This window comes from Planomonospora parontospora, from assembly GCA_014647935.1.
Classification (GTDB): Bacteria; Actinomycetota; Actinomycetes; order Streptosporangiales; family Streptosporangiaceae; genus Planomonospora; species Planomonospora parontospora.
In genome coordinates this window covers 253,456-273,012 of sequence record BMQD01000004.1, presented here as the reverse complement: position 1 = coordinate 273,012, position 19,557 = coordinate 253,456, and the positions used below count along the sequence as shown (strand labels likewise).

General features: G+C 73.4%; 18 protein-coding genes. 10 read left to right on the top strand and 8 right to left on the bottom strand.

Going from position 1 to position 19,557, the window contains the following annotated elements:
• The first annotated feature begins 176 nt into the window (after positions 1 to 176).
• From IEZ07_RS08740 to IEZ07_RS08720, 5 genes are all read left to right on the top strand, one after another.
• Positions 177 to 545 carry a DUF3499 domain-containing protein gene (locus IEZ07_RS08740; protein WP_068894558.1) on the top strand — a complete coding sequence of 123 codons (369 nt, stop codon included), beginning with the start codon at positions 177 to 179 and terminating at the stop codon, positions 543 to 545.
• A gap of 63 nt (positions 546 to 608) precedes the next feature.
• A complete protein-coding gene (locus IEZ07_RS08735) occupies positions 609 to 1,973 on the top strand; it encodes a phosphomannomutase/phosphoglucomutase (protein ID WP_191894271.1) in 1,365 nt (454 codons plus the stop codon).
• 4 nt (positions 1,974 to 1,977) lie between these two features.
• Complete coding sequence (locus IEZ07_RS08730) at positions 1,978 to 2,151, top strand: Trm112 family protein (RefSeq protein WP_084008000.1); 174 nt, start codon at positions 1,978 to 1,980, stop codon at positions 2,149 to 2,151.
• Positions 2,148 to 3,254, top strand: a complete 1,107-nt coding sequence (locus IEZ07_RS08725; protein WP_191894270.1) for an SIS domain-containing protein — start codon at positions 2,148 to 2,150, stop codon at positions 3,252 to 3,254. The genes IEZ07_RS08730 and IEZ07_RS08725 overlap by 4 nt, the downstream gene beginning before the upstream one ends.
• Positions 3,255 to 3,296: 42 nt before the next feature.
• A complete protein-coding gene (locus IEZ07_RS08720) occupies positions 3,297 to 4,232 on the top strand; it encodes a cation diffusion facilitator family transporter (RefSeq protein WP_191894269.1) in 936 nt (311 codons plus the stop codon).
• Positions 4,233 to 4,465: 233 nt separating this feature from the next.
• On the opposite strand, the gene IEZ07_RS08715 is transcribed toward IEZ07_RS08720, so the two are convergent.
• A complete protein-coding gene (locus IEZ07_RS08715; RefSeq protein WP_191894268.1) occupies positions 4,466 to 4,801 on the bottom strand; it encodes a MerR family DNA-binding transcriptional regulator in 336 nt (111 codons plus the stop codon).
• A 102-nt stretch (positions 4,802 to 4,903) separates the two neighbouring features.
• Here IEZ07_RS08715 and ahcY point away from each other — a divergent pair, with 102 nt between their 5' ends.
• Together ahcY and IEZ07_RS08705 are read left to right on the top strand one after the other, a co-directional pair.
• Positions 4,904 to 6,331: an adenosylhomocysteinase gene (ahcY, locus tag IEZ07_RS08710; protein ID WP_191894267.1), complete on the top strand. Its 1,428-nt coding sequence runs from the start codon at positions 4,904 to 4,906 to the stop codon at positions 6,329 to 6,331.
• A 102-nt stretch (positions 6,332 to 6,433) separates the two neighbouring features.
• Positions 6,434 to 7,675 (top strand): adenosylhomocysteinase, encoded by a 1,242-nt coding sequence (locus tag IEZ07_RS08705; protein WP_068894564.1) that lies wholly within the window; start codon positions 6,434 to 6,436, stop codon positions 7,673 to 7,675.
• Between the two features lie 120 nt (positions 7,676 to 7,795).
• On the opposite strand, the gene IEZ07_RS08700 is transcribed toward IEZ07_RS08705, so the two are convergent.
• Positions 7,796 to 8,431 (bottom strand): DUF305 domain-containing protein, encoded by a 636-nt coding sequence (locus IEZ07_RS08700; RefSeq protein ID WP_191894266.1) that lies wholly within the window; start codon positions 8,429 to 8,431, stop codon positions 7,796 to 7,798.
• A gap of 182 nt (positions 8,432 to 8,613) precedes the next feature.
• Between IEZ07_RS08700 and IEZ07_RS08695 the strand changes: the two genes are divergently transcribed.
• Entirely contained in the window at positions 8,614 to 10,035 is a 1,422-nt protein-coding gene (locus tag IEZ07_RS08695) for an LVIVD repeat-containing protein (protein ID WP_191894265.1), read from the top strand.
• Between the two features lie 115 nt (positions 10,036 to 10,150).
• On the opposite strand, the gene IEZ07_RS08690 is transcribed toward IEZ07_RS08695, so the two are convergent.
• Positions 10,151 to 11,146, bottom strand: coding sequence for an RDD family protein (locus tag IEZ07_RS08690; RefSeq protein WP_191894264.1), 996 nt, complete (start codon positions 11,144 to 11,146; stop codon positions 10,151 to 10,153).
• Positions 11,147 to 11,226: 80 nt separating this feature from the next.
• Here IEZ07_RS08690 and IEZ07_RS08685 point away from each other — a divergent pair, with 80 nt between their 5' ends.
• On the top strand, positions 11,227 to 12,219 hold the full coding sequence (locus IEZ07_RS08685) for a stage II sporulation protein M (RefSeq protein WP_191894263.1): 993 nt from the start codon (positions 11,227 to 11,229) through the stop codon (positions 12,217 to 12,219).
• 146 nt (positions 12,220 to 12,365) lie between these two features.
• Positions 12,366 to 13,304: an RpnC/YadD family protein gene (locus tag IEZ07_RS08680; protein WP_239319712.1), complete on the top strand. Its 939-nt coding sequence runs from the start codon at positions 12,366 to 12,368 to the stop codon at positions 13,302 to 13,304.
• A gap of 158 nt (positions 13,305 to 13,462) precedes the next feature.
• Here the strand turns inward: IEZ07_RS08680 and IEZ07_RS08675 are convergent, their stop codons facing one another.
• The 5 genes from IEZ07_RS08675 to IEZ07_RS08655 all read right to left on the bottom strand — a co-directional run bounded on the left by IEZ07_RS08675 (position 13,463) and on the right by IEZ07_RS08655 (position 19,469).
• Positions 13,463 to 14,785, bottom strand: coding sequence for a DUF58 domain-containing protein (locus tag IEZ07_RS08675; RefSeq protein ID WP_191894262.1), 1,323 nt, complete (start codon positions 14,783 to 14,785; stop codon positions 13,463 to 13,465).
• Entirely contained in the window at positions 14,785 to 15,777 is a 993-nt protein-coding gene (locus IEZ07_RS08670; RefSeq protein WP_275413792.1) for an AAA family ATPase, read from the bottom strand. The genes IEZ07_RS08675 and IEZ07_RS08670 overlap by 1 nt, the downstream gene beginning before the upstream one ends.
• A gap of 223 nt (positions 15,778 to 16,000) precedes the next feature.
• Positions 16,001 to 17,107, bottom strand: coding sequence for a DUF4350 domain-containing protein (locus tag IEZ07_RS08665; protein WP_301549312.1), 1,107 nt, complete (start codon positions 17,105 to 17,107; stop codon positions 16,001 to 16,003).
• 170 nt (positions 17,108 to 17,277) lie between these two features.
• Complete coding sequence (locus IEZ07_RS08660; RefSeq protein ID WP_239319708.1) at positions 17,278 to 17,937, bottom strand: DUF4129 domain-containing protein; 660 nt, start codon at positions 17,935 to 17,937, stop codon at positions 17,278 to 17,280.
• Positions 17,934 to 19,469 carry a DUF7847 domain-containing protein gene (locus tag IEZ07_RS08655; protein WP_191894260.1) on the bottom strand — a complete coding sequence of 512 codons (1,536 nt, stop codon included), beginning with the start codon at positions 19,467 to 19,469 and terminating at the stop codon, positions 17,934 to 17,936. Before IEZ07_RS08655 ends, IEZ07_RS08660 begins: the two co-directional genes overlap by 4 nt.
• Positions 19,470 to 19,557: the final 88 nt, after the last annotated feature.

Sequence of the window (19,557 nt, the reverse complement as noted above, 5' to 3'; positions counted from 1 at the left end):
GGGACGCACGCCCGGGAGACGGCCGGGACGCATGGTTCCGGCGACCGCGGGGAGCGCGGAGTGCGGAAGCCGAACACCTGGGCAAAAGCCGCGACACGTGTCCGAATTGTGGCGACACGCTCGTTAAGAGCGTCCAGATAGTGGCGCCCCGGACGCTTACCGGATACGGTCCCACCGTGAGCCCCGTCCGCCGCTGTTCCCGCACCGCGTGCAGTCAGCCTGCCGTTTTCACGCTCACGTACGTCTACGCCGATTCGACCGCAGTCCTCGGGCCCTTGGCTACGTACGCCGAGCCGCACTGTTACGACCTGTGCGCCGAGCACGCCGAGCGCCTGACCGCGCCACGCGGCTGGGAGGTCGTCCGCCTGCCCACCGACGGCGCCCCGCCCAGTACGGACGACCTGGAGGCCCTCGCCAACGCCGTGCGCGAGGCGGCCCGCCCCGCGCCGGGGAGCGGCACCGAGCCGGTGGGCCAGGGGGTCGAGGTCGGGCGGCGCGGGCACCTGCGGGTGCTCCGCTCGGCGCAGCCCCAGCGCGATCGCTGACCCGGACGCCGGTCACCCCCTAGGCTGGGGACCAGCAGACATCACAAGGGGGGCGGAGCTGGAGTGGGCGATCTCGCCAGGATCTTCAAGGCGTACGACGTTCGCGGTGTCGTGCCGGACGAGTTCGACGAGGAGACCGCGGAGGCGGTCGGCGCGGCCTTCGTGGAGGTGACCGGGGCCGACTGTCTCGTGGTCGCCCACGACATGCGCACCTCGTCCGAGCCGCTGGCCGCGGCCTTCGCGCGGGGAGCGGTCTCGCGGGGCGCCGACGTGGTGCACGCGGGCCTCGGCTCCACCGACCTGCTCTACTACGCGAGCGGCCACCTGGAGCTGCCCGGCGTCATGTTCACCGCCAGCCACAACCCGGCCCGCTACAACGGCATGAAGATGTGCCGCGCGGGCGCGGTGCCGATCGGCCGCGACACCGGCCTGACCGAGATCCGCGACCGGGCCGCGAAGATCCTGGCGGCCGGCGGTCCCGGCGGCGGCGGCTCGGGGCGGGTCACCCGGGCCGACCTGCTGGCGGGTTACGCCGACCACCTGCTGACGCTGGTCGGCCTGTCCGGCGTCCGCCCGCTGAAGGTGGTCGTCGACGCGGGCAACGGCATGGCCGGTCACACGGTCCCCGAGGTGCTGGGCCACCGGGCCGGGGCGCCGATCGAGCTGGTCCCGCTCTACTTCGAGCTGGACGGCTCCTTCCCCAACCACGAGGCCAACCCGATCGAGCCGGAGAACCTCCGCGACCTGCAGAAGGCGGTGCTGGAGACCGGCGCGGACATCGGCCTGGCCTTCGACGGCGACGCGGACCGCTGCTGGGTGGTCGACGAGCGCGGCGAGTCGGTCTCGCCGTCCACGGTCACCGCGCTGGTCGCCGCCCGCGAGCTGGCCAAGCACCCCGGTTCCGTGGTCATCCACAACCTGATCACCTCGCGGGGCGTGCCCGAGATCGTCGCGGAGCACGGCGGCGAGCCGGTCCGCACCCGGGTGGGCCACTCCTTCATCAAGGCCGAGATGGCCAGGACCGGCGCGGTCTTCGGCGGGGAGCACTCCGCCCACTACTACTTCAGGGACTTCTGGTTCGCCGACTCCGGCATGTTGGCCGCGCTGCACGTGCTGGCCGCGCTGGGCGAGCAGGACCGGCCCCTCTCGGAGGTCCTGGCGGCCTACTCCCGCTACGCCGCCTCCGGGGAGATCAACAGCACCGTCGCCGACCAGGCCGCCGCGACCGGCCGCGTCCGCGCGGCCTTCACCGGCCGCGACGGTGTCACCTTCGACGAGCTGGACGGCCTGACCGTGTCCGGCCCCGGATGGTGGTTCAATCTTCGTCCGTCCAACACCGAGCCGCTGCTCCGGCTGAACGCCGAGGCGGCCGACGAGATTCAGATGGCAGCGATCAGGGACGAGGTCCTGGCTGTCGTGAGGAGCTGAACGCGTGAAGATCGACGACTGGCTGCTGGAGATCCTGGCCTGTCCGAACTGCAAGTCCCCCCTGCGCGCCGAGCCGGAGGCGGACGAGCTGTCCTGCACCTCCGCGCAGTGCGGGCTGGTCTACCCGGTCCGTGACGACATCCCCGTGCTGCTGGTGGACGAGGCGCGCAAGCCGTGAGCTGGGAGGCCGGCCGTCTCGACGACCCCCGGTGGCTGGAGGAGGGCGACTCCTCCGGCATGCTGCGGGCGGTGGCCTCCTCCGCGGCCCAGATACGGACCTCCTACCGGGCGGCCCGTGAGGCGGGCGTGTCGTCGCTGGCCCGCGACGGCCGCCCCCGGGCCGTCGTGGTCGCGGGGATGGGCGGCTCGGGCATCGCGGGAGACGTCCTGGCCGCGGTGTGCGGGCACGGGGCGCCGCTGCCGATCGTGACCGTGCGCTCCTACCGGCTGCCCGGCTGGGTCGGCGCGACCGACCTGGTCATCGCGGTGTCGTGCTCGGGATCCAGCGAGGAGACGCTCGCGGCGGCGACCGAGGCCGTGCGCCGCGGGTGCCGCCTGCTCGCGGTGGGCGGCCCCGGCTCCGCGCTGGAGGCGATCGCCCGGCAGGCGGGGGCGCCGTTCGTGCCCGTCGCCTCCGGGGGGCAGCCGCGCGCCGGGCTCTGGGCGCTCTCGGTCCCGCTGCTCGCCGCCGCCGCCGAACTCGGCCTGCTCCGGGTGGACGAGGAGACGTTCGAGACGGCGGCGGGGCGGCTGGAGGAGATCGCGAACCGCTGCCGCCCGGCGAGCGAGTCGTTCATCAACCCGGGCAAGTCGCTGGCGATGGAGCTGGCCGAGACGATCCCGATGGTCTGGGGGTCGTCGCCGCTGGCCGCGGTCGCGGCCCACCGGTGGGCCTGCCAGCTCAACGAGAACGGCAAGTACCCGGCGATCTGGGGCGAGATCCCGGAGACCGGCCACAACCAGGTGGTGACCTTCGACGGGCCGCTGGCCGAGCGGGACATCTTCGCCGACGAGGCCGGGAGGTCGCTCCGGCTGTTCGTGCTGCGCGACGCGGACGAGCACCCGCAGGTGGCCAAGCGGCGCGAGGCGTCCGTACGGCTGGCGCACGACCGGAACGTGCCGGTCACCGAGATCGCCGCCGAGGGGACGCATCCGCTGGAGCGGCTGGCCTCCCTGATCGGGCTGGGGGACTACGCGAGTACCTACCTCGCTCTGGGGTACGGCATCGACCCGACCCCGGTGTCGGCGATCACGGAACTCAAGACGAGAATTTCCCAATAGGATCGTGTCCCGGTTTTTCCTGATATATGAGTGGAGGCTGCCGTGAGCGCGGGCGGCGGTACAAAGGCGATCATCGCGGCGTTGGCCGCCAACCTCTCGATCGCGGCGGCCAAGTTCGTCGCGTTCGTCTTCACCGGCTCGTCGGCCATGCTCGCGGAGGGCATCCACTCCGTGGCCGACTCGGGCAACCAGGCGCTGCTGCTGCTCGGCGGCAAGCGGGCGGCCCGGGCGCGCACTCCGGAGCACCCCTTCGGCTACGGCCGGGAGCGCTACTTCTACGCCTTCGTGGTGGCGGTCGTGCTGTTCACCATCGGCGCGCTCTTCTCCATCTACGAGGGCATCCACAAGCTCGGCGCGCACGAGCGCCTGGAGTCCCCGCAGTGGGCGTTCGGCGTGCTGATCTTCGCGATCATCGCCGAGGCGTTCTCCTTCCGCACCGCGATCAAGGAGTCGAACCTGGTCCGCGGCGACCAGTCCTGGTGGGCGTTCATCCGCCGGTCGAAGTCTCCCGAGCTGCCGGTCATCGTGCTGGAGGACCTCGGCGCGCTGCTCGGCCTGATCTTCGCGCTCTTCGGCGTGACGATGGCCGTGGTGACCGGCGACCCGATCTGGGACGCCATCGGCACCCTGATGATCGGCGCCCTGCTCGCGGTCATCGCAGTCATCCTGGCGGTCGAGACCAAGTCGCTGCTGATCGGCGAGGGCGCCGGCCCCGAGGTCGAGAACCGGATCAGCGCGGCCCTGGAGAGCACTCCCGAGGTGAGCCGGGTCATCCACATGCGCACCCTGCACCTGGGCCCGGAGGAGATCCTGGTCGCCGCCAAGATCGCGGTGGAGAACGACGACACGGCCTCGGAGATCGCCAAGGGCATCGACGAGGCCGAGAAGCGGGTGCGCGCCGCCGTCCCGGAGGCCCGCGTCATCTACCTGGAGCCCGACCTCTACCGGGCGGACGCCGTGGCAGGCCCCTCCGCCTGACCTCCGCCGGTCGGACACGGCCGCGGCCCCTCCGCCCGCCCTCTCGCCCGGGACCCGTCGGGGTCTGCGAACGCCGTACCGCCAGCCGCCGGAGTCCTCCGCGGCGGGCGGTACGGCGTTCGGCGTTCTCCGGAGACGGCCTTGGAACGCGTCCGCCGTCCGCCGGAGAACGGCTCCCCGGGGCGGTCCCGGAGCGCGCCCGGCCCCGCAGGGCGGCCCCGAGTGCCCCGGCCCTACGGGCGGCCCTGGAGCAGGCGCAGGGCCTTCTCCTTCTCGAAGTCCAGGGCCCGCCGGGGGGCCTGCAGCCGACCGATCCGCAGCCCCAGGTCCCGTACGGCCTGCGCCACCGCCGGCTCGCTCAGCACCCGCAGGGCGAAGGCCAGCTCGCTCGGGGAGATGTCGAACCGCTTCTCCAGCTCCACGCCCTGCGCGACGGCCGCGAGTTCCTCGGGGCCGAAGCGCCGGTGCGCACCCCGGCCCCGGACCGGGGGGAGCAGGCCCAGCGCCTCGCGGTAGCGGAGCATCCGGGGGGACATGCCCAGCCGCCGGGCGGCCTCCGTGATTCGCATTCTGACAATCTTATGTCAGTTTCCCCGCTTCAGGTGTGCGTCTGGTAACCGCGCGCGTTTAGACTCGCACTCGTCGACCATCCGGTAGAGGGGTAACAGCACATGGACTTCAAGGTCGCCGACCTTTCCCTGGCCGCCTTCGGGCGCAGGGAGATCCGGCTCGCCGAGCACGAGATGCCCGGTCTGATGGCAGTCCGCAAGGAGTACGCCGCCGCGCAGCCGCTGGCCGGCGCGAAGATCATGGGCTCGCTGCACATGACCATCCAGACCGCCGTGCTCATCGAGACGCTGGTCGCGCTCGGGGCCGAGGTCCGCTGGGTCAGCTGCAACATCTTCTCCACCCAGGACCACGCCGCGGCGGCCGTCGTCGTGGGCCCGGAGGGCACCGTCGAGGAGCCCAAGGGCGTGCCGGTCTTCGCCTGGAAGGGCGAGACCCTGGAGGAGTACTGGTGGTGCACCGAGCAGGCCCTGCTGTGGCCCGGCGGTGACGGCCCCAACATGATCCTCGACGACGGCGGCGACGCCACGCTGCTCGTCCACAAGGGCGCCGAGTACGAGAAGGCCGGGGCCGTCCCCAGCGCCGCCGAGGACGACCCGGAGGAGTGGAAGGTCATCCTCGACCTGCTCCGCCGCACCGTCTCCGACGACAAGAAGTGGACGCAGATCGCCTCGCAGATCAAGGGCGTCACCGAGGAGACCACCACCGGCGTCCACCGCCTGTACGAGATGTTCAAGGCCGGCACGCTGCTCTTCCCGGCGATCAACGTCAACGACTCGGTGACCAAGTCGAAGTTCGACAACAAGTACGGCTGCCGCCACTCCGTCATCGACGGCCTCAACCGCGCCACCGACGTGCTGATCGGCGGCAAGGTCGCGGTCGTGTGCGGCTACGGCGACGTCGGCAAGGGCTGCGCCGACGCGCTGCGCGGCCAGGGCGCCCGGGTGATCGTCACCGAGATCGACCCGATCTGCGCGCTCCAGGCGGCCATGGACGGCTTCCAGGTCACCACCCTGGAGGACGTCGTCGAGATCGCCGACATCTTCGTCACCACGACCGGCAACTTCGACATCATCACCGCCGGCCACATGTCGCGGATGAAGCACAACGCCATCGTGTCCAACATCGGCCACTTCGACAACGAGATCGACATGGCCGGCCTGGCGAAGATCGACGGCATCGTGAAGGAGGAGGTCAAGCCGCAGGTCCACACCTGGACCTTCCCGGACGGCCACTCGATCATCGTGCTCGCCGAGGGCCGCCTGATGAACCTGGGCTGCGCCACCGGCCACCCCTCGTTCGTCATGTCCAACTCGTTCACCAACCAGGTGATCGCGCAGATCGAGCTCTTCACCAAGACCGAGGAGTACCCGGTCGGCGTCTACGTGCTGCCCAAGCACCTCGACGAGAAGGTCGCCCGCCTCCACCTCGACGCCCTGGGCGTGAAGCTCACCGAGCTGACCAAGGCCCAGGCCGACTACATCGGCGTGCCGGTGGAGGGCCCCTACAAGCCCGACCACTACCGCTACTGAGAGACCCCGACCCGGGCCCGTCGCGGGCCGGGGCGCCGAGGACGGCTCCACCCGGGCCCCCGCAGTCCTGCGGGGGCCCTCGGGCGATCAGGGGGAGAAGACGTGGACAGGGCGCTGGCGGAGGCCGGGGAGCGGCGGATCGGCTGGGCGGCGCGGGCGATGCCGGTGCTCACGGCGCTGGGCGAGAGGTTCGCCGCGGAGCGCCCGCTGGAGGGCTGGCGGATCGCCGCGTGCCTGCACGTCACCGCCGAGACCGCGGTGCTCATGGGCGCCCTGCGGGCCGGCGGCGCCGAGATCGCGCTGGCCGCCTCCAACCCGCTCTCCACCCAGGACGACGTCGCGCAGGCGCTCGGCGACTACGGGATCGCGGTCCACGCGAGGGCCGGGGCCGACCGGGACGCCTACTACCGGCACATCCACCAGGCGCTCGACATCGCCCCCGATCTCGTCCTCGACGACGGCTGCGACCTGGTGAACATCCTGCACACCGAGCGGACCGAACTGCTCGGCGGGGTCCGCGGCGGCTGCGAGGAGACCACGACCGGCATCATCCGCCTACGGCAGATGGCCGCGGAGGAGGCCCTGCGCTTCCCCGTGGTCGCGGTCAACGACACCCGGACCAAGCGGATGTTCGACAACCGGTACGGCACCGGCCAGTCCACGCTCGACGGCATCATGCGCGCCACCAACACGCTGCTGGCGGGCAAGACCGTGGTGGTCGCCGGATTCGGCTACTGCGGCCGGGGCGTGGCCGAGCGGGCCCGGGGCCTCGGCGCCCGGGTGGTGGTCACCGAGATCGACCCGGTCAAGGCGCTGGACGCCTCGTTGCAGGGTTACGACGTGCGGCCGATGGCCGCGGCGGCGCAGGCCGGGGACGTGTTCGTCACGGTCACCGGGAACCGCGACGTGATCAGGGGCGAGCACCTGGCCGTGATGAAGGACGGCGCGATCCTGGCCAACGCGGGCCACTTCGACGTCGAGATCGACGTGCGCGCCCTGGACGACCTGGCGCAGGCCGTGCACCGGGGGGTGCGGGCCAGCACCGACGAGTACGTCCTGGCCGACGGCCGCCGCCTGCTGCTGCTCGCCGAGGGGCGCCTGGTCAACCTGACCGCCGCGGAGGGGCATCCGGCCGCGGTCATGGACATGTCCTTCTCCGCGCAGGCGCTCGCGGTCGCGTGGCTGGTCCGGGAGCACGAGCTGCTGGCACCCGGCGTCTACGACGTGCCCGAGGAGGTCGACGCGGAGGTGGCGCGGCTCAAGCTGGCCGCGGCGGGCATCGAGGTGGACGAGCTCACCGCCGACCAGGAGCGCTACCTCCGCTCCTGGCGGGCCGGCTCGTAGACGCCGCGGCCGGCTCGGGCCGGCTCGTGAGGCGGCCTGCGAGCTCGCCGGGCGGGCGTGCCGTTCCGCGGGCGGTCGTGCCGTCGGCCGGCGGTCCGGCAGGCGGACGACGGGCGGCGGTCAGCCCGCCGCGGCCCGCATCTCCAGCATGCGGCGGATCTCCGCGCCCTGGGTCACGGACACCTCGTTGGCGAGTTCCTCGATCTTGATGTGCGACCCGGCGCCCAGGACCTGCTCGGACATCGTGATCGCGCCGCGGTGGTGGGCGATCATGAGGTCGAGGAAGAGCCGGTCGAAGTCCTGGCCGGAGGCGGCCCTCAGCGCCTCCAGCTGCTCCGGGGCCGCCATCCCCGGCATGCCGTCGTGACCGGTGTGGTGGTCCGGGACCCGCTGGCCCTGCTGCTGGAGCCAGGAGGTCATGAACTGGATCTCCGGTCCCTGGGAGTCCGCGATGCGCGAGGCCAGGCCCTTCAGCGGGACGGACCGGGCGCGGGCGGGGGCCAGGTCCGCCATGTCGAGGGCCTGCCGGTGATGGACGATCATGTCCTGGACGTACTTCACGTCCGCCGCGTTGGCGGTGGGCGTCGGCACGAGGGTGGCGGCCTCGGCCGGGCCGACGGTCCTGGCGTCCTCTCCGGGCCTGCCCGGCACGATGATCGGCACGGTCGGTCCGGAGGCCCGCGGGGGCGGCTCGGACCCGGCACTGCAGGCGGTGAGGGAGAGGGCGGCGGCCAGGAAGAGGAGGGCGGCGCGCACCCGTTCTCCTTTCGGGGAGGGACTCGTGCCGGAAAACACTAATACCGCCCTATCTACGGAGTAAAGGGATCAGGTCGGAAGTATCTACTGACACTATGACACCTTGTCGGGCTGGTTGTTCGGGATGAACGATTCAGTCATTTATGCGCCTCCTACGGAGCGCATGACAAGGAGGTTCGCGAGTGTTCACCCCGCACGGAAGACGCCTCACCAGGCGCCTCCTGATCGCAGCCGGTGTCGCGGCGCTGACGGCGCTGTCCACCGTTCCCGCCCAGGCGGCGGACATCCCGGCTCCCGGCGAGATCGTCAAGAGCGCCAACATCGAGCACGTCCGCAACGTGCCCAGGCCCGCCGAACTGACGGACATCCACACCGACATGGCCTTCCAGGGCGACTACGCCTACGTCGGCAACTACAGCGGCTTCTCCATCTACGACATCCGCCGGCCCAACAGGACGACCCCGGTCAGCTCGCTCGTCTGCCCCGGCGGCCAGATGGACGTCTCGGTCTACGGGAACCTGCTCTTCGGCGCGGTCGACTCCTCCCGCAGCGACGACTCCTGTCAGAGCACCGCGCAGCCCGCGTCGAACAAGGACTCCTGGGAGGGCGTCCGCATCTTCGACATCAGTGACAAGAAGAACCCCAAGTACATCAAGTCGGTCGAGACCAACTGCGGTTCGCACACCCTGACCCTGGTGCCGGGCAAGGGCCGCGACCGGCGGAACGTCTACGTCTACGTCTCCTCCTACAACCCGTCGGCGACCTTCCCCGACTGCCAGCCGCCGCACGACCTGATCTCGATCATCAAGGTGCCGCTGCGCAACCCCACCGCGGCGGCCGTCGTCGCGACGCCGAACCTGTTCCCCGACGGCGGCAACCCCGGTGACGGCCTGCCGTACCCCGAGCGCACGTCGGCCACCAGCGGCTGCCACGACATCACGGCCTACCCGGAGAAGAACATCGCCGCCGGCGCCTGCATGGGCGAGGGCATCCTGATGGACATCTCCGACCCGGTCAGCCCCAAGGTCACCGCGACCGTCCGGGACGACGAGAACTTCGCCTTCTGGCACTCGGCGACGTTCAACAACGAGGGCACCAAGGTCGTCTTCACCGACGAGCTCGGCGGCGGCACCCAGGCCACCTGCAACGAGGCCATCGGCCCCAACCGCGGAGCCAACGCCTACTTCGACATCGTCGGCGGGCAGCTCGTCTTCAAGAGCTACTTCAAGATCGCCCGCCACCAGGCGGACACCGAGAACTGCGTCGCCCACAACGGCTCGCTGATCCCGGTCAAGGGCAAGGACATCATGGTCCAGGCCTGGTACCAGGGCGGCATCTCGGTCGTGGACTTCACCGACTCGGCCAGCCCGAAGGAGATCGCCTTCTTCGAGCGCGGTCCCGACAGCACCGCCCCCGCGCTGAGCGGCGGCCACTGGTCGGCGTACTACTACAACGGCTACATCTACGGCAGCGACTTCAACCTCGGACTCGACATCCTGAAGATCAACGACCCGCGCACGAGGTCGGCCCAGGGCGTCAAATTCGACATCCTGAACGCCCAGACCCAGGCGTCCTACCGCGAGCGGGGCCACGGCCACCACTGACCGCGGGCATCGCCACGACCCGACGACCCCGAGGGGGCGGCGCGGAACCCCCGCCGTCCCCTCGGCGCGTCCCGGAAGGCCGGAGGGCGGTCCGGGACGGGGCGTCCGGGGGCCGTCAGGAGGGGAGGGCGAAACCGCCGGCCGAAGCCCCGGACCCGGACGGGGAGCCGGGACGGGCGGCGGAGGCCGGAGCGGGAGCGGGAGCCTGCACCGGCGGGGCGGCGGCGGCACCGGGCGGCGCGTGGGGCGCGGGGACCGCGGCACCCGGCGGAGCGTACGGCGCGGCGGTGTGGAGCGGTGCAGGCGCGTAGACCGCCGCGGCGTAGCGCGGCACCCCCTGCCCGGCCGCGGCCCGCCGGGCCTCCGCCCGCAGCGTCAGCCGCTCCAGGTGGCGGCGGCGCCGTTCGGCCAGGACCGCCGAGACGTAGACGTGCGGCGGCACGCCGTGCGGCGGGGGCGGGGAGACGAAGGCCGCCGTCCGGGCCGCGATCCGCGCGCCCATCTCCTGCTGGACGGCGGGGGAGAGGTCGTCCCTGCGCGAGAGGTACTGCCGGGCGGTGTGGATCAGGTCGTCCGGGAGCTGGGACAGCTCCACCGTCGCCGCCCAGCCGGCCAGCTGGGGCGGCATCTCCGGGGGCGCGGCCGGGCTCCGCGGGCCGCGCTCGGAAATCACCATCGTCCCGGCGAAGACGTCGCCGAGCCGCTTGCCCTTCGGGGACAGGAGCGAGCAGATGACGGCCGGGCCGCCGGTGAGCAGGTAGAGCTCGACGAAACCCGCCAGCGCCCGGAAGAGCGCCTGGCGGAACAGCTCGGGCCCGCCGTCGTCGCCGACCACCCGCAGCCCGAGGGCGAGCTTGCCGAGACTCCGCCCCCGGGTCAGCGTCTCCACCAGCACGGGGTATCCCACGAACACCAGCACGACGAACAGGATCATGAAGGCCGTCAGCAGCGCCGAGTCGGTGACGCTGGCGGTGTTGGCGACGAGCAGGAAGACCGAGACCACCGCCGCGGCCTGCACGGCCAGGTCGATCAGGAAGGCGGCCGCCCGGATCGGCAGCTGCGCGGTCGAGACGTCGAGGACGACGGCGTCACCGGTCACCAGATCGGACATGCCCCGACCCTACCGCCCGCCGTACCGTGCGGTTCTGCCGCGTGGCGGTGTCCCGGCCGGGGCGAATAGGCTCTTTTCCTGTGGACATCGATGCCTTCGTCACCGTGCACCGGCCGACCTGGGACCGCCTGGACCAGCTGGTGCGGCGGCGCAGGTCCCTCCGCGGGGAGGAGGTCGACGAGCTGGTCGAGCTCTACGAGCGGGTCTCGACGCACCTGTCCATCGTGCGCTCGTCCTCGCGCGACCCGCTGCTGGTCGGGCGGCTCTCCTCCTTGGTGGCCAGGGCGCGCTCGGCCGTCACCGGGGCGCACGCCCCGCTCTGGCGGGAGTTCGCCAGGTTCTGGACGGTCTCCTTCCCCGTCGTCGCCTACCGCGCCTGGCGCTGGTGGCTGGGGGCCGCGGCCGCCTCGACGGCGGTCGCCGTGGCCTTCGGGGCGTGGGTGGCCGGCAGCCCCGAGGTGCAGGCGGCCGTCGGCACCCCCGAGGAGATCAGACAGCTCGTCGAGCACGACTTCGCCGACTACTACAGCGCGAACCCCGCCGGGTCCTTCGCCGCCCAGGTGTGGGTGAACAACGCCTGGGTGGCGGCGCAGTGCATCGCCTTCTCCATCCTGCTGGGCCTGCCGATCCTCTACGTCCTGCTGCAGAACGCGCTGAACGTGGGCGTCACGGGCGGCCTGATGGCGGCGGCGGGCAAGAGCGACGTCTTCTTCGGGCTGATCACCCCGCACGGGCTGCTGGAGCTCACCGCGGTCTTCCTGGCGGCGGGGGCGGGCCTGAAACTCGGCTGGACCGCGGTCGACCCCGGCCACCGCCCGCGCGGCCAGGCGCTCGCCGAGCAGGGCCGCGCGATCGTGAGCGTCGCACTCGGCCTGGTCGCCGTGCTGTTCCTCTCGGGCCTGATCGAGGCCCTGGTCACCCCCTCCCCGCTGCCCACCTGGGCGCGGATCGGCATCGGCGTGCTCGCCGAGGCGGCCTTCCTCGGCTACGTGGTGTACTTCGGTCGCCGCGCCGTACGGCAGGGCGAGACCGGCGACGTCGAGCGCGCCCCGGACGTCGCCCCGGCGAGCTGACGTAACGGAGGACCGGTACGGCGGGTCCCCGGAACCGAGCCGAGAAGCCGCCCGATCGCCGGGAGACTGCGGTGGTACGGCTCCGCGAACGACAATCGATCAAAAATTCGATCGCCTTGCGTGATTGACATGTCACAATAAGCGACGTGCCATCTCCCCGACATGACTCTCTGATCAACCTGTTCCGCGACCGCCCCCAACTGGCCGTGGAGATCCTGCGCGACCTGCTGGGACAGGAACTGCCCGCCACCCCGCTGGTCCGGCTGGAGAACACCACCTTCAACACCCGGCCCTCCGACGACATCGAGGCCGACCTGGTCGTCGTCCTGGGGCCGCCGACCGCCCCCGCACACGCGATCATCGTCGAGATCCAGCAGGACACGTCCAAGGACCCCCGGCAGCTCGCCCGCTACGCCGCCGCGCTCTGGCTGCTGCTGCGCTGCGCGGTCACCGTCATAGTCGTCTGCCCCGACGCCAGGACCGCCGACTACTACGCCCGCCCGATCGACTCCGGCCTGCCCGGTTACCGGTTGCAGGCCTGTGTGCTGGGGCCGGACAGCATCCCCGTCGTCACCGACCCGCAGCAGGCCGCAGCCCGGCCCGAGCTGGCGGCCCTGGCGGTCATGGTGCACGGCCGCGAGCGCAAGGTCGTCGAGGCGTTCGCCGCGGCGCTCGCGGAACTGCCCGACGATCACGCTCCGAAGTACTATGAGTACGCATACAGCATGTCCGCACCCGAGGTGCGGCGCCTCCTGGAGGAGATCATGACGTCCCCCACCTGGCCGGTCTACAGCCCCTTCGCCCGTGAGCACTACGGCCGCGGCCTGGAAGAAGGTGAGGCCAAGGGCAAGGCCGAGGGCAAGGCCGAGGGCAAGGCGGAAGGCAAGGCGGAAGGCAGAGCCGAGGAGGCGGCCCGGTTGGTGCTGCTGGTGCTGGCCGCCCGCGGCCTGGAGGCACCGGACGACGTCCGCGCCCGGATCACCGCCTGCGCCGACCTCGCCCGGCTGGAGTTCTGGGCGACCCGCGCCGCGACCGCCCAGACCGTGTACGAGCTGTTCGGTGAGGCGGACGAAGCGGACCGCTGACGAGAACGGTCTTCGGCCCGGCCGAGGTGACCCGTCGCGTGGAGATGGCCCGACCGCGGATCTCCATCGTCGGAGGCGGTGACTCCGTACTCACCCTGGACCTGCTGACCCGCCTCGCCGGCGCTCCGGACGTCTCGTCTCTTCTGATCGTCCGGTGCTCAGAGCCGCCCTGCGGCCTTCAGGGCCAGGTAGGCGTCGGCGAGGGCGGGGGCGAGGTGCTCGGGGGCGGCGTCGACGACCTCGACGCCGTGCCGCCGGAGCCGCGCGGTCATCCGCCGCCGTCCGTTCCGCAGGTGCTCGGCCGCGGCGGCGTCGTAGACCTGCTCCAGGGTGTCGCGGCCGTGGGCCATGGCGGCGACCCGCGGGTCGGAGACCGCGGCGAGCAGGACCTGGTGGCGGGCGGCCAGCTGGGGCAGGACCGGGAGCAGCCCCTCCTCCAGCGCGGCCGGGTTGAGGTCGGTGAGCAGTACGACCAGGCAGCGGTGCCGGGCCCGGGCCAGGATCGCCGCGACCATGCCCTCGGAGTCGGCCTCGACCAGCTCCGCCTCCAGCGGCGCCATGGCGTTCACCAGGACCGACATCAGCTCGGTGCGGGACGCGCCGGGCACCCAGGCGCGGACGGTCCGGTCGTGGGCGAGGAAGTCCACCCGGTCGCCCGCCCGGGCCGCGAGCGCGGCGAGGAGCAGCGCGGCGTCCATCGACCAGTCGAGCCGGGGCCAGCCGGACGGGTCGCCGGAGGCCGGGTCGACGCCGACGCGCCCGGCGGAGGTGCGGCTGGTGTCGAGCACGATCAGCACCCGCCGGTCCCGCTCCGGGCGCCAGGTCCGCACCACGACGTCGCTGCGCCTGGCGGTCGCCCGCCAGTCGATGGAACGCACGTCGTCGCCCGGGACGTACTCCCGCAGGGAGTCGAACTCGGTGCCCTGCCCGCGGATCGAGACGGGGTTGCGGCCTTCGAGCTCGCGCAGGCGGGAGAGCTTGGCGGGCAGGTGGCGGCGGCTGAGGAAGGGCGGCAGCACCCGCACCGTCCACGGTACGGCGTGCGATCCCTGCCTGGCGGCCAGGCCCAGTGGGCCGACCGACCGTACGGTGACCACGGCGGAGTCGCGGTCGCCCCGCCGCAGCGGCGTCAGCGTGACGGCCACCCGGCGGCGCTCCCCGGCCGGGACGTCCAGGGCCTGCTCCCTCGGCCGGGCGCCGGCGCTGGGCGCCCAGGCGTCCCTGATGAGGCCGCGCACCCGGCGGGTGCCCGGATTGGTCACGGTCAGCGTCACCCGGGCGGAGTCGCCGAGCCGTACCCTGTGCTCCCCCGAGCGCTCCAGCCGCAGCGGGCGGACGCTCCCGGCGAGCAGCAGGTCCACCGCGACGAGTGCGGCCAGCACCAGCAGCAGCCCGGCCGCGGCGGCCTCCGGCCGGGGGGCGAACAGCACCACGAGCGCGCTGAGGGCGGCGAGCAGCCCCGTGCGTCCGGTGAGCGCCATCAGCGCGGTACGGGGACGGAGGCGAGGATGCCGTCGAGCACGCCGTCGGGGGTGGCGCCCTCGAGCTCGGCCTCGGGCCGCAGCTGGATCCGGTGCCGGAGCGCGGGCAGGGCCAGGGCCTTGATGTCGTCCGGCGTGACGTAGCCGCGGCCGGAGAGCCACGCCCACGCCCGCGCCGCGCCCAGCAGCGCGGTCGCCCCGCGCGGGGAGACGCCCATGCGCAGGGCCGGCGACTGCCGGGTGGCGCGGGCGACGTCCACCGCGTAGCCGAGCACTTCCGGACCGACGTGCACCCGGGCGACCGCCGCGCGGCCCACGGCCAGGTCCTCGGCCGAGGTCACGGACTTGACGTGGGACAGGTCCCGGGGGTCGAACCCGAGGGCGTGCCGCTCCAGCACCGCGATCTCCTGCTCGCGGCCCGGGAGCGGGACGGTGAGCTTCAGCAGGAACCGGTCGAGCTGGGCCTCGGGCAGCTGGTAGGTGCCCTCGTACTCGATCGGGTTCTGCGTGGCGGCCACGATGAACGGGTCGGGCAGCCTGCGGGCCTCGCCCTCGACGCTCACCTGCCGCTCCTCCATGGCCTCCAGCAGGGCGGCCTGGGTCTTGGGCGGGGTGCGGTTGATCTCGTCGGCGAGCAGCAGGTTGGTGAAGACCGGCCCCTCGCGGAACTCGAACTCCGAGGTCTTCGCGTCGTAGACCAGCGAGCCCGTCACGTCGCCCGGCATCAGGTCCGGGGTGAACTGCACGCGCTTGAAGTCCAGGGAGAGCGCGGCGGCCATCGTGCGCACCAGCAGGGTCTTGGCGACGCCGGGGACGCCTTCGAGCAGCACGTGGCCTCGGCAGAGCAGGGCGATCACCAGTCCGGAGACCACGGCGTCCTGGCCGACCACGGCCTTGGCGACCTCGGCGCGCAGCGCGCCCAGCGAGGCGCGGGCGGCCCGGCTCTCCTCGCTCTCGGCGGGCACGGGGGCGACCGGTCGCGGGTCCGTCACCGGCGGAGGCGCGGCCACCGGGGGACCGGCGGGCGGGGGCGCGGCCACCGGGGGACCGGCCGGAGGGGGCGCGGACGGGGGGCCCATCGGTTGGGTGGCGTCCGCCGGGGGGCCCGCCGGCGGCGCGGCGTCCGCCGGAGGCCAGACCGGCCGCTCGTCGGACGGCCGGCGCGGGGAGTCGGGCGTGGTCACGGGTTCCCCTCCCCGGAGGTGCTGTGCTCGCTCACGCGTTCGATACCTGCCTTTCCAGGATGTCCAGGTGCCGGGCCAGGGCCATGAGACCGGCGTCGTCGGCGGGCGGCGCGCCGTACAGGACGGCGCCCGCCTGCTGGGCATTCTGCCCGGTCCGCACGGCGAGGGCGGCCACCACCTCGGCGGGGGTGGCGTCGGCGGTCAGTCCGAGGCGGGGGACGATGCGGTCCAGGGCTGCGGCCCGCAGCGCCGCCGCCGCCCGGTCGCGCGCCCCGCGGGACCGGTAGAGGCGTCCCCGCCCCTCCACGGTCTCGGCCGCGCGCACCACGACAGGCAGCCGCTCGGTGACGACCGGGCCGAGCCGGCGGGCCCGCCAGACCGCGAGCAGCCCGATCGCGACCAGGAGCTGGACGGCGGCCCAGGTGACGCCGGGCGGGATCAGGTCCTGCACGGACGCCTTCCCCTCCGCCGCTCCGGCCTGGGGCAGCGAGGGGGCCAGCCAGGTCACGGCGGGCCTGGTGCCGGCCAGGTTCATCGCGAGGGCGGCGTCGCCGTCGTCGGCCAGCCGTTCGTTGGTCATGAACTCGCCGGAGCCGACCACGGTGACGGTCCGGCCTCCGGAGGAGAAGCTCACCAGGGCGCCGCCGTAGCAGCTGCGCGCCCCGGGCGGGGGGTTGTAGGAGACGCCGCCGGTCACCGCGGTGCCCGCCCGCACCGCGGCGGGCAGGTCGCAGCCGGGCGCCCGCGACTCCACGTCCGTCAGCGCACCCGCGCCGACCTCGGGGGCGAGCGCCTGCAGCGCCTGCGTCACCGGCTCGACGAGCAGGCGGTCGCCGGGCAGCGCGGCGAGGTCGCGAAGGAGCGCCTCGTCGGCGAGGAACTGGCTCTGCGCCACCACCAGCAGCGAGTCGGGGCCGGTCAGCTCGCGGGCCTCCTGGACTGTGCCCGCGGGCCGCACGTCGACGCCCTGGTCGCGCAGGAGCTGGGCGAGGGCGTGCGCGCCCCGCGGGGTCGTCGACTCCGCGCTGAGGTAGCCGCCGGTGCCCGGCCGGGTGACCAGCGCGGTCACCAGGGCGAACGCGGCCAGGAGCGCCAGGACGCCCAGCGGCCCGCGCCAGCGCGCCCAGGCGTCGCGCACCCGGGGAGAGGCGGGCGCGCTCGGGGCCCGGTCCGGGGAGGGGGGGACGCCGTCCCCGGGCACGGGCTGCCCGGGGACGGCGACGTCGGCGGTCCCGCGCGAGGAGGCTTCCGGACCCCCGCGTGGGGAGGCTTCCGGGCCCCCGTGCGGGGAGGCGGGGGTGCCGGCGGTCACGGGGTTCCTCCCGGGTGCCCCGACAGCACCGGCCTGGCGGTGCGGAGCCGGTCGTCCAGGTCGGCCAGGCGCCCGTAGCCCTCGGCGGTGCCGGGCAGGTCGCCGTAGGTGACGTCGTCGAAGAGCCGGGCGGCCGCCGTCAGCTCACCGGCGAAGCCGGGCAGTGCCCGGCCCGCCTCTGCGGCCAGCTCGTCCGCGGTGCGGCCGGGCAGTTCCTCGACGACGGCCCGCTCCTCCAGGTCGCGGGCGACGGCCCGCAGGCGCTCCCTGATCGCCTCCGCCCACCGCTGCCCGGCCGCGTGCCGCTCGGCCTCCGCCCGGTGCTCGGCGGCCGAGCGGACCGCCGCCTCGAACAGCTCGCCCCGGCGGACGGTCCGGGCGCGGGTCGCCCTGCGCGCCATCGACAGGACGGGGAGGGCGACGAGCAGGATGACGAAGGCCAGCAGGAGGATCGAGAACCATCCGCCAGGCAGCCCGGAGGCGGCGTCGAGGAGGTCCTCCAGCCAGTCCCGGACGGCGCCGGAGATCCGCTCCCACCAGGACTCCCTCGGGTAGATCGGCCTGGCCAGCTCGCGGACGGCGGCCTCCCTGGCGGCGTCGCGGGCGATGTCGACCGGGACGCCGTCGGTCAGCGGGACGACGGGCGGGACGGTCACCGCGGCCATGCTCCGGGGTCCTGGGGCGGGTGGCCGTAACCCTGCCCGGGGTCCTGGGGCGGGTAGCCGCCCCCGTAGCCCTGCCCGGGCCCGCCGTAGCCCTGGGCGGGACCCTGGGGCGGGGCTCCGTGGCCGGGGTGGCCGTACGACTGCGGGGCTCCGTAGCCGTGGGCCTGGTGGCTCGCGGCGTGGGACGGGTGCCACAGGTCCTCGGGGGACGTGCCGAGGCCCCGCCCGCGGTCCGTGGCGGCGGTCTGCAGCACCAGGTCGAACGCCTCGCCGCGCATCCTGCGGTCGGCGTAGAGCAGGGCGGTGACGGCGGCGGAGAAGGGGTAGGTGATCGTCGAGGCGATGATGCCGCCCAGCCCGGCCAGTGCGAGGCCGGCGATCCCCGTCTGGATCCCGGTGAGGGGGTCGGCGGGGCTGACCGCCTCGCCGGCGAAGGTGAACGGCAGGCCCATGACCATGCCGACCAGGCCGGTGACGATCGCGGTCAGCAGGAGGATGCCGAAGACCCGCCAGAAGTCGCCCTTGACGAGGTGGAACGACCGGCCTATCGCGGCGCCCACCCCGGCCCGCTCCAGCACGACCACCGGTCCGGCCAGGCTGAGCTTGGTGTAGAGGAACGCCGCCACGACGACGGCCCCCAGCAGGCAGGCGATGAAGAGCAGGATGGCGAGCCAGGCGGGCCCGCTCGCCGCGATGAGGACGGCGAGCAGGACGTTGCCGACGAGGAAGATCGCGATGAAGGCGCCGTAGACCATGACCGCCGACAGGACGGCCAGACCCAGCAGGGGCAGCACCCGGCCGCGGGTGAGCCGCCAGGCCTCCCCGATCGAGATGTGCTCGCCGAAGACCGCGCGCCCCAGCACGCTGGTCAGCATGCCGCTCAGCAGCACGGTCCCGATCATCTGGATGACGAGGGTGGCGAGGACGCCGGCGAACACGCCCGCGATGGCGCCGCCCATCACGGCGAGGACCTGGTCGGGGTCGCCTGACCGGCCCGGCGAGGTGATCATGTCGGTGAGCGTGACCGCCAGGGAGCCGAGGATGACCACCGTGATGATCAAGGAGATGACCTGCAGGGCGACGGCCACCACGGCCGAGAGCCCGAGGGTCGCCTTGGGGTTGTCGCGGATGAACTGGACCGCGCCGTTGTAGATGTCGCCGAGGGTCAGCGGCCGCAGCGGGATGACGCCGGGCTTGAGCGCGGGCGGGGTCCCGTAGCCGTAGGGCCCGGGCGCCGCGCCGTACGCCTGCTGCCCGTACGGTGCTCCGCCGTAGGGCTGCTGTCCGTACGGCTGCCCGCCGTAGGGCTGGCCGGGGGGCGGGGGCTGGCCGTACGGCTGTCCGCCCGGGGGCGGGGGCTGTCGGCCGTACGGGCCCTGCTGGGGCGGGGGTCCGGGGGGAGGGGGCGTCCCGCCGGCGCCGGGCGCGGCCCACGGCGCCGGGCCCTGCCCGCCGTACGGCGGCGGCTGGTTGGACGCCCAGCCGGATGGCGTGTCGGGACTGGAGCCGTGACCGTCTGACATATCCCAATCCTGGCATGTCGGCTACCGCATCGGGCCGTTCGGGGGATCCCGCCGTGTTTTCCCGGGCGGAACCCGGCGGGAGATGCCG

What these genes read in the sequence shown, in the direction of transcription:
- IEZ07_RS08655 (WP_191894260.1), bottom strand. Translation starts at nt 19,469, where the DNA reads ATGTCAGACGGTCACGGCTCCAGTCCCGACACGCCATCCGGCTGGGCG.
- IEZ07_RS08715 (WP_191894268.1), bottom strand. Translation starts at nt 4,801, where the DNA reads ATGCGAATCACGGAGGCCGCCCGGCGGCTGGGCATGTCCCCCCGGATG.
- IEZ07_RS08675 (WP_191894262.1), bottom strand. Translation starts at nt 14,785, where the DNA reads ATGGCGCTCACCGGACGCACGGGGCTGCTCGCCGCCCTCAGCGCGCTC.
- IEZ07_RS08690 (WP_191894264.1), bottom strand. Translation starts at nt 11,146, where the DNA reads ATGTCCGATCTGGTGACCGGTGACGCCGTCGTCCTCGACGTCTCGACC.
- ahcY (WP_191894267.1), top strand. Translation starts at nt 4,904, where the DNA reads ATGGACTTCAAGGTCGCCGACCTTTCCCTGGCCGCCTTCGGGCGCAGG.